The 11,571-nt window shown below is 63.5% G+C and carries 7 protein-coding genes; 4 read left to right on the top strand and 3 right to left on the bottom strand.

Annotation, left to right across the window (positions count from 1 at the left end; genetic code table 11):
- Nucleotides 1-28: 28 nt before the first annotated feature.
- Together C8267_RS04665 and C8267_RS04660 are read left to right on the top strand one after the other, a co-directional pair.
- Nucleotides 29-1,543: a DEAD/DEAH box helicase gene (locus C8267_RS04665; protein WP_106633858.1), complete on the top strand. Its 1,515-nt coding sequence runs from the start codon at nt 29-31 to the stop codon at nt 1,541-1,543.
- Nucleotides 1,544-1,867: 324 nt separating this feature from the next.
- The gene (locus C8267_RS04660; RefSeq protein WP_106633857.1) at nt 1,868-4,420 is read left to right on the top strand and encodes a beta-N-acetylglucosaminidase domain-containing protein; all 2,553 of its coding nucleotides are present in this window, start codon (nt 1,868-1,870) and stop codon (nt 4,418-4,420) included.
- A gap of 104 nt (nt 4,421-4,524) precedes the next feature.
- Here C8267_RS04660 and C8267_RS04655 read toward each other — a convergent pair whose 3' ends face one another.
- The 3 genes from C8267_RS04655 to C8267_RS04645 form a co-directional block, all read right to left on the bottom strand.
- Entirely contained in the window at nt 4,525-4,977 is a 453-nt protein-coding gene (locus C8267_RS04655; RefSeq protein WP_087361374.1) for a GNAT family N-acetyltransferase, read from the bottom strand.
- Nucleotides 4,978-5,648: 671 nt separating this feature from the next.
- Entirely contained in the window at nt 5,649-6,953 is a 1,305-nt protein-coding gene (gene der / locus C8267_RS04650; protein WP_087361372.1) for a ribosome biogenesis GTPase Der, read from the bottom strand.
- 283 nt (nt 6,954-7,236) lie between these two features.
- Nucleotides 7,237-9,297 carry a cation:proton antiporter gene (locus C8267_RS04645; RefSeq protein ID WP_106633856.1) on the bottom strand — a complete coding sequence of 687 codons (2,061 nt, stop codon included), beginning with the start codon at nt 9,295-9,297 and terminating at the stop codon, nt 7,237-7,239.
- Between the two features lie 452 nt (nt 9,298-9,749).
- On the opposite strand from C8267_RS04645, the gene C8267_RS04640 reads away from it, so the two are divergent.
- Together C8267_RS04640 and C8267_RS04635 are read left to right on the top strand one after the other, a co-directional pair.
- Complete coding sequence (locus C8267_RS04640) at nt 9,750-10,946, top strand: MFS transporter (RefSeq protein ID WP_106633855.1); 1,197 nt, start codon at nt 9,750-9,752, stop codon at nt 10,944-10,946.
- Nucleotides 10,947-10,974: 28 nt separating this feature from the next.
- Nucleotides 10,975-11,571, top strand: coding sequence for a porin family protein (locus C8267_RS04635; protein ID WP_106633854.1), 597 nt, complete (start codon nt 10,975-10,977; stop codon nt 11,569-11,571).

Here is an 11,571-nt window from a genome sequence, read left to right as displayed (position 1 = left end):
TGTACCTTTAATATAAAATTTACGATTCATGCGATTCGACGAACTGGATTTGGAGGATGAAATCCTCGACGGTCTGTACGATATGAACTTTCACGAAATGACCCCCGTGCAGGAGAAGACCATCCCGGTCATCCTCGAGGGGCGCGACATCATCGGCTGCGCCCAGACCGGTACGGGCAAGACGGCGGCCTATACGCTGCCGCTGCTCAACCGGCTGCTCATCGAGGGCAACGAGGACAACGTGGTCAAGGCGCTCATCATCGTCCCCACGCGCGAGCTGGCGCAGCAAATCGACCAGCAGTTCCAGGGCTTCTCCTACTACCTGCCCGTCTCGACCACGGTGGTCTACGGCGGCGGCGACGGCAAGGGCTGGGACATTCAGAAGCGGGGCATGCTGATGGGTTCCGACGTGGTGATTGCCACCCCGGGCCGCATGATTTCCCACCTGCAGAACAGCGGCGTCGACCTCTCGCACGTCGAGTGCCTGATTCTCGACGAGGCCGACCGCATGCTCGACATGGGCTTCAGCGACGACATCCTGAAGATTATCTCCTACCTGCCGCGCGAGCGTCAGACGGTGATGTTCTCGGCCACGCTGCCGCCCAAAATCCGCGAGCTGGCCAAGAGCATCCTGCGCAACCCGGCCGAAATCAACATCGCCATCTCGAAACCCAACGAGGCGATTGACCAGTCGGCCTACATCTGCTACGAGAGCCAGAAACTGGGCATCATCCGCGAGCTCTTCGCCAAGCCGTCGGAGTCGAAGACCATTATCTTCTCGTCGTCGAAGATGAAGGTCAAGGAGCTGGCCCATACGCTCAAGCGCATGAAGCTCAACGTGGCGGCCATGCACTCCGACCTGGAGCAGGCGCAGCGCGAGGAGGTGATGCTCGCCTTCAAGAACAACCGGGTCAACATTCTGGTGGCCACCGACATCGTGGCCCGAGGCATCGACATCGAGGACATCGGACTGGTCATCAACTACGACGTGCCTCACGACCCCGAGGACTACATCCACCGCATCGGCCGTACGGCGCGAGCCGACGCCACGGGCAGCGCCATCACCTTCGTCAACGAGGAGGAGCAGGGCAAGTTCCACCAGATAGAGAAGTTCATCGAGCGCGACATCCGCAAGGCGGAGCTTCCCGCCAGCGTGGGCGAGGGGCCGAAGTACGAGCCCGAGGAGAGCCGCAAGCGGGGCGGCCGCGGAGGCCGCAGCCGCAGCAAGGGGGGCGACGGACGCGGCCACGGGCGCGGACGCCGCGACCGTCTGCGCGACAAGCCGCGTTCGAGCAGCTCGGCGCCACGTGACGAGCGCCCGGCCGACAGCGCCGGGGCGCCGACGTCGAACGATCGTCCCGCGGCTGCGGCCGATGCTGCGGCGACGAACCCGGTAGCGGCCGGCGCCGCTCCGACCGAAGGCGAGAAGCCCCGCCGCCGGCGTCACCGCGGAGGACGGCGCCATCGTCGCGGCGGCGGAGCCTCGGCAGAGGCCTCCTCGCTGCCTCTTCTCTTATACACATCTGACGCTGCCGACGAATAGGGCATCTCTCCGTTGAGCCCGGGCTACTTCAAAAAAAAAACAACTGCCGACTATTGCCCTTCGCCTCACTACCGCTCCTCAGTTGAAAGCATGCAAATACTCACGCAGCATACCTTGGAGTCACGCATAGTTGCATTGTTTGTTGTTNACCCCGGCCCACCCCAGAATCCCGGCCCCAGGCCCCGGAGGCCCAGCCTCTGAGCCCCGAACCGGACGCCGGACGCCGGACCCGGCTCCCGGCCTCCGATAGGACTCCGGGCCCGAGACCCGAAATCCGAACCCCAAATTGCTTATTTTATTCAACCTAAGAACCCAGGTAAAAACATGACCAACTTCAGAAAACTGCTCTCGCTGCTGGCCGCCGGCCTTGTCTGCTGGTGCCCGCTGCAGGCCCAGGAGGAGGGCTTCGACCTCACGTCGCAGCGCTCCGAATCGCAGGACGTACGCAAAGTCCCCGGCCACGTGGTCGACCACGGCGGCATCATCATCAACCCCATGCCTCACAGCCTCGAGGTCAACGCCGCACAGCGGCTCGACCTTTCGCGCGGCGTTGCCGTGAAGGACCGCCGCAAGGCCTTCTCCGAGGACGTGGACTTTCTCAAAGCCAATCGCCGCGGTCCCGTGGTCGACATCGACTTCGGCGCCAAGGCGGCTGCCCGCGCGGGCGTGAAGCCCCTCTCGGGAGCCTACGCACTGAGCGTCGGTGAGAAGGGCATTACGATTGTGGGCTACGACGAGCGGGGTGCCTTCTACGGCATCCAGACGCTCCGGCAGCTGGTCGCTTCGCCCGCTGCGGCCGGCGGTACGCTCCCCGCGGTGGAGGTCAACGACTATCCCGACCTGCCGCTGCGCGGCGTGGTCGAGGGCTTCTACGGAACCCCCTGGTCGCATGAGGTGCGCCTCTCGCTCATCGACTTCTACGGCCGCTTCAAGATGAACTGCTACATCTACGGCCCGAAGGACGACCCCTACCACAGCTGCCCCAACTGGCGGCTGCCCTATCCCGAGAAGGAGGCGGGCAACATCCGCGAGCTGGTCGAGGCGTGCCGCCGCAACCGCGTCGACTTCGTCTGGGCCATCCACCCGGGACAGGACATCAAGTGGAACGAGGAGGACTACGCCAATCTGGTGCGCAAGTTCGAGTGGATGTACGACCTCGGCGTCCGTTCGTTCGCCATCTTCTTCGACGACATCTCGGGTGAGGGTACCAACCCCGAGCGGCAGACCGAGCTGCTCAACCGTCTCAACGAGGAGTTCGTCCGGGTGAAGGGCGACGTGACGCCGCTGACGGTCTGCCCGACCGACTACTCGAAGCTCTGGGCCAACCCCACGCCGCAGGGCAGCCTGGCCATCTACGGCCGGACGCTCGACCCCTCGGTGGCGGTCTTCTGGACGGGCGACGTCGTCTGCAGCGACCTCACGCCCGAGACGTTGGAGTGGGTCAATTCGCGCATCCGCCGGCCGGCCTTCTACTGGTGGAATTACCCGGTGACGGACTACGTGCGCCACATCCTGATGCAGGGCCCCGTCTACGGCCTCGATACGACGCTCACGGCCGATGACCTGTGCGGTCTGGTGAGCAACCCCATGGAGCACGGCGAGGCCTCGAAGCTGGCTCTCTACGGCGTGGCCGACTATACGTGGAACGTCGCCGCTTACAACCCCATCGACAACTGGGAGCGCGGCCTTGCGCTCCTTGCGCCCGAGGTGCGCGACGCCTACCGCACCTTCGCCATCCATTCGTGCGATACGGAGACGGGCTACCGCCGCGACGAGTCGTGGGAGACCGAGACCTTCCGTCTGGCCGACCGTACGCCCGAGCGGGCTGCGGCGCTGCGTGCCGAGCTGGAGCGCGTCGTGCGCGTGCCGGCCCGGATGGAGCAGTGCGCCAACAAGGAGCTGCTGGCGGAGCTGCGGCCGTGGCTCGTCGAGTTCGGCAAGCTGGGCGAGCGCTGCCTGCGCGCCCTCGATTTGATGGAGCTCTATGCCGGCGGTGACGATGCCGCCTTCTGGGCCGCCTACGTCGCCAACCGCATGACGCCCGACCAGATGAAGGCCTACGAGGCCCACAAGTCGGGCACGATGAAGCTCCAGCCCTTCTACGAGCAGGCGATGGACGACATGGCCTCGGGCCTCTTCGAGCGGCTCACGGGCGAGAAACCCGCCGGGTGCAAGGGTATCGGGTCGTTCCAGAACCTGCGCACGACGCTCAGCAAGCTGATGTTCGACCACGACTCGACGACGCACTACACGTCGGGCGTCTCGCAGCAGGATGGCGACTGGATTGGCGCCGACCTGGGCTGCGTGCGCGACGTGCACGAGGTGGCCATCCTCCAGGGCCGCAACTCGGTCGACGACGTCGACTTCTTCGACCATGCGCTGGTCGAGGCCTCGGTGGACGGCCGGCAGTGGACGGCGCTGGGCGACAGCCTCCGCACGGTCTACGACATCCGCTGGACGGGTGAGCCGGTGCCGGCACGTTACGTGCGCCTGCGCCGCCTGGAGTCGCCCCGCACGCACTGGGCCTCGGTGCGTTCGTTCGAGGTGAACCCCGTGCGGGCCGAGCGGCTCGGCTTCGAGGTCGAGGCCGACGACCTGACGGCGGCGCTCTACGCCTTCGACCGCAACCCGTCGACCTCGTTCCTGCTCGACGGCGCGCTCCGCTTCGGGGTGCCTGCCGGTGCGAAGGGGTATACGATGCTCCTGCAGCCGGATGCCGATGCTGCGCCCGCGAGCGTGCGTCAGTATGCGGCCGACGGAACGCTGCTGTCCGAGACGCACGTCGATGCACCTCTCTTCCGCCTCACGCTTGAGTCGGGAGCCGCCCGCGTCGAGCTGGAGGGCGCCCTGCGCATCTTCGAAATCATCGCCGAGTAGCGGCGTTTGCTCCGGCAGACCTCTCTTCGTAGATTTGTCGGAACATCGTTGCCGGGAAAAACATGAAACAGGTCCGTGCCCTGAAAGGGATACGGACCTGTTTGTTAATGAATGGCTATCTTCAGGTAAATCATGTCTTTCAATTGTTTGCCCTTTTCAAAAATGGGATGGTCGTAATTATCCGTGAAAAAATCAGGTATCCGGTGTGAATAGACAAATCCGCATTGCTTGTAGAAGGAGAGGTTTTCGGGAGATTCTCCGGTCCCGACAAGCATTGTGTGACATCGAGCCTTGTAGTGCTCCAGAAGAAAAAATATCAATCTTTTCCCATACCCCCGGTGCTGGAACTGTGGATAGACCGCAATATTTTTGATTTCGTAGATGCCTTTGCCTTCTTCAGTTACAACGCATGCAGCTTTGACCTCGCTGTTTTCAGCCAGGACGAACATTTCCCCGCGTTCCAGATAGCGGTCAATCATCGACTCCTGCTCGTCGGCGAGGAGCAGTAAATCGAGATATTGCTTTTTGTTGCAAAGGACAGGATATATATCCATCATTTCAACTTTTATCGATGAATGGTTTGATTCGCGGGAAGCATATTTCTTCACGTGAGCCCTAAAATTAGACAATTGCAGCGTATTCAACAAATGTAGGCCAAATCTTATGGCTTCGGATTAAAATAATATGCTCCTGAGCTGTTTCATACAGTGTTGGTCGGCTCGATTATTTGATGGATAATGTCCTATTTGAGTGTTCTAAGTCGGGCAATTCGTTCATACGCTTTCTCGCAGAGGGCGGTTGCCGTGTTGCGATGTGTGACCATTGCTGGAAGCAATCAGAAGCGGAACGCCGGGGCTCATCGGTCGGCGGGGAAGCCGGGTCGGGTGTCCGGGGGCCGGTGCCGGGCCGCGGCGAGGAGGCGGGCAACAAAAAATCCCCCTTTGCCAAAGAGGAACAAAGGGGGAATGTCAATACGGGTTCTTTCCGGATGAGCTCTGGTGCTGTTCACGTTGCCCTTGCTATTTCTGTCGGAAGTAAATCTGGAGCGGGACACCGAGGCTTTCGGCCAGCGGGAAAGCAGGACCGGGGCCGGGTCCCGGTGCCGGGCCGCGGCGAGAAGGCGGACGATAAAAAATCCCCCTTTGCCAAAGGGGGACAAAGGGGGAATGTCAATATGGGATTTTTCCAGATGCGGAACGAGCCGGGCTGCAACGGGTGCGGTCTCGGTCTACTTCTGCCGGAAGTAAATCTGGAGCGGGACACCGGAAAAATCCCAGTGTTCGCGGATGTTGTTCTCCAGGAAGCGGCGGTAGGGCTCCTTGATGTACTGCGGCAGGTTGACGAAGAAGGCAAACTGCGGCGTCGGCGTCGGGAGCTGCGTCACGTACTTGATGCGGATGTACTTGCCCTTGGTTGCGGGGGGCGGGTAGTTCTCGATGAGCGGCAGCAGCACCTCGTTGAGCTCCGAGGTGGCGATGCGCCGCTTGCGCGACTGATAGACCCGGATGGCCGTCTGCAGCACCTCGAGGATGCGCTGCTTGTTGATGACCGAGGTGAAGATAATCGGAATGTCGTTGAACGGTGCGAGCCGCTTCATCAGGAAGTCGCGCCATTCCTTCATCGTGTTGCTTCCCTTCTCCACGAGGTCCCACTTGTTGACCACGATGACACACCCCTTGCGGTTGCGGACAATCAGGTTGTGGATGTTCAAATCCTGCGACTCGAGCCCCTGCTGCGCGTCGAGCATCAGGATGCAGACGTCGGAGTTCTCGATGGCGCGGATGGAGCGCATGACCGAGTAGAACTCGAGGTCCTCCATCGTCTTGCCCTTCTTGCGCATGCCGGCCGTGTCGACCAGGTAGAAGTCCATGCCGAACTTGTTGTAGCGCGTGCGAATCGAGTCGCGCGTGGTGCCGGCAATCGCCGTGACGATGTTGCGTTCCTCGCCCAGCAGGGCGTTGGTCATCGACGACTTGCCGACGTTGGGGCGGCCGACGATGGTGATGCGCGGCAGGTCGTCCTCCTCCTCGGCCGCCGCATCCTCGGGCAGTGCCGCCAGGATGGCGTCCATCATGTCGCCCGTGCCACTGCCCGACATCGAGGAGATGCAGTAGGGGTCGCCCAGCCCGAGCGAGTAGAACTCGTGCGAGAGGTAAATCTGGTCGTTGTTGTCCACCTTGTTGCAGATGAGCAGCACCTTTTTCGACGAGCGGCGCAGGATGTCGGCCATCATCATGTCGAGGTCGGTGACGCCCGTCGCCACCTCGACCAGAAAGAGGATGACATCCGCCTCGTCGATGGCCAGCAGCACCTGGCGGCGGATTTCGTCCTCAAAGATATCCTCCGAGTTGACCGTATAGCCGCCCGTGTCGATGACCGAGAACTCCTTGCCGTTCCAGTCGGTGCGGCCGTAGTGGCGGTCGCGCGTGGTACCGGCCGTGGAGTCGACGATGGCCTGGCGCTGGCCGACGAGCCGGTTGAAGAGGGTGCTTTTGCCGACGTTGGGACGGCCTACTATTGCTACAAGACTCATATTCCGTAGGTTTTGGGGTGCAAAGATAGCGTAAATCCGCGAAGTAAAAAAGTTTTGGCCCCCGGAACCGCAAAAAAGGGGCCGCAACGGCTTTCATCGTTGCTGAAAATCCCTTCAGCCTCTGCCACGAAGCCTTCTCCCCGGGACTTCCGTTCCGGGACCTCCGCTCCGGGACCTCCGCTCCGGGATCTCCGCCCTGGGACCTCTTCTTGGAGCCTCTCCCGAAACCTCTGCTCCGGAACCTCCACCTTGGTCCCTCTGCCGCGCAGAGCGGCCGTGGGCGTCAGGCCAGGTAGTGCGCCTCGGTGTTCGAGGCCTGCTCGGGGTAGAGCAGCACGAAGCTGTGTTCGGGGAAGTAGGTGCTCAGATAGTAGGAGATGCGGCTCATGGGCGCCTGGTAGGAGATGCGCTCCTTGCGGCTCATGATGAGCCAGATGCAGTCGTCGCGGCGCGAGTCGTTGGCCACGCCGAGCATCTCGTCCCAGTCGTCGAAGGTGTGGTACGACGCCTCGCCGGCCCGCTTGCCGTTCAGTTCGCGGATGTAGCGCAGCGTGGTCTCGGTGCCGTAGAAAATCATCCGGGCGCCGGTGTTGCGCGCGATGTTGCGCAGACGGTGCACCCAGCGCGGGAAGCCCGCCTCCTTCTCGGCCTGCGCGGGGCAGACCACCAGATGGCGCTGGATGGTCGACAGCGGCTGCTTCGAGCGGTAGATGAGCGTCATGGTGCTGTTCTGGCTCAACACGCCCTGCGCCGTGTTGCCCAGGAAGGTGTCGATGCGCCCCTGGCTGTGGTGCAGACCCATGACCAGGTCCGTAATCCGCTGCTCGCGGATGACGCTCGTGATGGCGTTGACCGTGTTGACGTCGTAGCGGAGCATCGCCTCGATGGGGTAGTCGCCCGCGGCGGCGGTCTTCTGGGCGATGCGCAGCGCCGTCTTGGCCCGCTTGATGTCGGGGCCGTTGTCCTGCAGGTGGTTGCTCACCGAGTTGAGGGCGAAGAGGCCGCCCTTGTCGCGCGGGGTCTTGATGGCGGTGCTCAGGTGCACCAGCTCCTCGACCGTCTCGTCGTTGGCCACCGGGATGAGAATCCGCTCGTCGTGTTCGTCGGGCTCCTCCGTCCGCCCGCCGCTCAGGGCGATGTTGTGGGCGCCGCGCTGGGCGGCGAAGGTCGAGATGGTGCAGGTGAAGAATATCATGAGGATGGTGCCGTTGAGCACGCTTTCGTTCAGCAGGCGGATGGGCTCGCCCTCGGGCGTATGGCCCAGGATGACGTTGTAGCCCACCATCACGGCGGCCAGCGTGGCGGCCACGTGGGCCGAGCTCAGGCCGAAGAGCAGCGTGCGCTGGTCGCGCGAGAGGCGGAAGGTCTTCTGTGAGAGGACCGCCGCGAGGTACTTGGCCGCCGTGACGCCGACGACCATCACGGCGCTCACCTCGAGCGTCTCCCAGCTCTTGAAGAAGGCGCGGTAGTCGATGAGCATCCCCACGCTGATGAGGAAGAAGGGGATGAAGATGGCGTTGCCGACAAAGTCGATGCGGTTCATCAGCGGCGAGGTGCGCGGGATGAGCCGCCCCATGGCCAGACCCGCCAGGAAGGCGCCGATGATGGGCTCCAGACCGGCGGCTTCGGCGGCGAAGGCCCCCAGAAAGACCATCATCAGCACGAAGATGTACTGCGCGATGTTGTCGCTGCAATGTTTGAAGAACCAGCGTCCGATGAGCGGGAAGAGCAGCGTGATGCCGGCGATGCAGGCCACCACCGAGCCGCTGAGCCGGTACCAGAAGGCCTGGTCGACCTTGCCCGTCGAGAGGCCCACGATGACGGTCAGCACCAGCAGGGCCAGCGTGTCGGTAATCATCGTGCCGCCCACGGCGATGACCACCGACTTGTCGCGGGCGAGCCCCAGCTTCGAGACCATCGGGTAGGCGATGAGCGTCTGCGAGGCGAAGAGCGCCGCCAGCAGGATGGAGGAGTGGAGCGCGAAGCCGAGGATGTAGTATCCGGCCAGGATGCCGAAGGCCATCGGTATCGAGAAGGTGTAGAGGCCGAAGACGATGCTGCGCCAGCCGTTGCGGCGCAGGTCGTTGACATCCATCTCGAGACCCGAGAGGAACATGATGTAGAGCAGTCCGGCCGTACCCGAGAGGATGATGCTGCTGTCGCGCAGCACGAGGTTGAAGCCGTGGGGGCCGATGACGGCGCCGGCGATGATGAGTCCCAGCAGGTAGGGAATCCGCAGCTTGTTGAGCACCAGCGGGGCGGCCAGAATGATGGCCAGGATGAGCAGGAACTTGAGTATGGGGTCTTCGAGCGGCAGGGTGATGCCGGAGAGTGCGAGAAACATGGTCGGTGCGGTTTTTGGAGGTTGCGGAGCCGGTTCGGGCATGCCGTGCGGGTTCTCTCCCTGAGAAAAGGGCTGCGCCCGGGCTCCTTAGAAACAAATATACGAAAAATCGGCGAAAAAAAGAACGTTCCGCCCGTAATTTTCGCCCCGTGCTGCGGCTTCGGTGGGGGTCGGCAGCGATTCGCTGCGTGCGGGCGCTCTTGCCGTGGCGCGCGGGAGGCATCCGGCGGCAGCGGCGCATGCGGCAGGGGCGGACGGAGTGCTGCTCGGGTCGGACGGAGTGTCGCGGGGGTCGGATGAGGTGTTGCTTGGGGCCAGATGAGGTGCCGCGCCGGGTCGGACGGAGTGTCGCGCAAGTCGGCGAAAGTGCCGCGCCGGGCGGTAAAAAATCGGGCGGAGCGGTTGTTTTCCCGAAAAAAAATGTAACTTTGACGAAACATATCCTTGTGTCGATGGGTAAGAAAGTGGACAGAAAACTGCTCGGAGCGGTCCTGATGGGGTTCTTCATCATGGGCTTCTGCGACATTGTGGCCCCCATTACGGGGCGCATCGCCGCCGAGTTTCCGGCCGGGCGCCAGGCGGCCGTGAGCTTCCTGCCGACGATGGTCTTCCTCTGGTTCCTGCTTCTCTCGACCCCCGTCGCGGGGCTGATGAACCGCATCGGGCGCAAGGCCACGGCGCTGCTGGGCTACGCCCTGACGGCCGTCGGGCTGCTCGTCCCCTGGCTTGCGGGCGAGGGGTGCGCCCTGGGGTGGTACTTCGTCGGCTTCGGCCTGCTGGGCATCGGCAACACGGTGGTGCAGGTGGCCGTCAACCCGCTGCTGGCAACCATCGTGCCCGAAGAGCGGATGACGAGCTATCTGACCATCGGGCAGATTTTCCGCAACACCTCGCTGCTCCTGCTGGCGCCGATTGTCACGGGGCTCGTGGCGCTGACCGGCTCGTGGCGCCTGCTGCTGCCGCTCTACGCTGCACTGACCGTTGCGGGCGGGCTCTGGCTGCAGCTGACACCCGTTGCGGAGCCCGCAGCGGCGGCACGCACCGCCCGGAGCGGCGGCCGGCGGGGGCTTGCCGACAGCTTCCGCCTGCTGGGCAACCGCACGGTGCTCCTCTGCGCCGTCGGCGTGGCCTGCTTCATCGCGGCCGATGTCGGGGTGGGCTACCTCTCGGTGCGGCTCATCGATTCGCCCGACGCGATGCTCACCACGACGGGCTTCTACGCCTGCCGCATCGTCGGGACGCTGGTCGGCGCGTGGGTGCTGGCCCGCCGCTCCGACGTGAAGTACCTCGGCGGCAACATGACGGTGGCCCTCGCGGCACTCGCCGCCCTGGTGGCCCTGCCGCACGGCTCCGTATGGCCGGTCTACCTGCTGCTGGGGGTGCTGGGCTTCACGCTGGCCTGCGTCTTCGCCACCTTCTACGCCGTCGCCACGCGGGCCGTCGCCGCGGAGCAGGCCAACGGCGTGGCCGGGCTGATGATTCTGGCCATCTCGGCCGGCGCCCTCTCGGGTCCGGTCTGCGGGGCGATTGTCCGCTGGACGGGGGCCGCGGCATGGGGATTGCTCTTCCCGGCGGCGTGTGTCCTCTACATGCTCTGGGCCTCGGTGGTGCTGCGGCGGCGCGGCCGGAAAGAGATGAACAACCGATAACGAAACAAACCGAAAAACAGAAACGATTATGATACGCAGAATAGTGATTACCTCGCTGCTGCTCGTCGTCGCTCTGACGGCCTCGGCACAGCGCTCTCCGATTCGGGTGGAGTGGGGCATCATGGGCGGCGTGAACGTCCCCGAGTTCACCACCAACATGAGCAAGACCGAAATCCGCAACAAGCTGGGCTGGCAGGCCGGCATCATGACGGCGGTCAACTTCGGCGCCGTGGCCATCGAGCCGCAGATTCTCTATGTCCGCCAGGGGATGCGCATCCGCACCGAAGGCGAGGCTGAGGTCAACGTCAAGTCGAACTCCATCGACGTGCCGGTGCTCGCATCGCTGCGGCTGCTCCGTCCGGTGCGCATCTTCGCCGGTCCGGTCTTCACGGTGCTCAACGACTGCAAGCAGAAGTCGGGCGGTGACCTGCTCGACTTCGGGCGCGTGCGTCCGTCGGTCTCCTATACCGTGGGCGCGGGCATCACGCTGCTGCGCCACCTCTACATCGACCTGCGCTACAACGGCCAGTTCTCGAGCAAGAAGGATGTGGCGCTGCCCAACGACAAGGTGATGGGCAAACTCCGTTCCTACAACGTGGCGCTCAGCGTCGGCTATATCTTCTGA

The organism is Alistipes sp. Marseille-P5061, assembly GCF_900290115.1.
Lineage (GTDB): Bacteria > Bacteroidota > Bacteroidia > Bacteroidales > Rikenellaceae > Alistipes > Alistipes excrementigallinarum.
This window is presented reverse-complemented; position numbering and strand designations above follow the sequence as displayed.

Bases quoted from the DNA above. Each gene is read 5' to 3' on its own strand.
- C8267_RS04635 (WP_106633854.1), top strand. From the start codon at position 10,975: ATGATACGCAGAATAGTGATTACCTCGCTGCTGCTCGTCGTCGCTCTG.
- C8267_RS04640 (WP_106633855.1), top strand. From the start codon at position 9,750: ATGGGTAAGAAAGTGGACAGAAAACTGCTCGGAGCGGTCCTGATGGGG.
- C8267_RS04660 (WP_106633857.1), top strand. From the start codon at position 1,868: ATGACCAACTTCAGAAAACTGCTCTCGCTGCTGGCCGCCGGCCTTGTC.
- der (WP_087361372.1), bottom strand. From the start codon at position 6,953: ATGAGTCTTGTAGCAATAGTAGGCCGTCCCAACGTCGGCAAAAGCACC.
- C8267_RS04645 (WP_106633856.1), bottom strand. From the start codon at position 9,297: ATGTTTCTCGCACTCTCCGGCATCACCCTGCCGCTCGAAGACCCCATA.
- C8267_RS04655 (WP_087361374.1), bottom strand. From the start codon at position 4,977: ATGATGGATATATATCCTGTCCTTTGCAACAAAAAGCAATATCTCGAT.
- C8267_RS04665 (WP_106633858.1), top strand. From the start codon at position 29: ATGCGATTCGACGAACTGGATTTGGAGGATGAAATCCTCGACGGTCTG.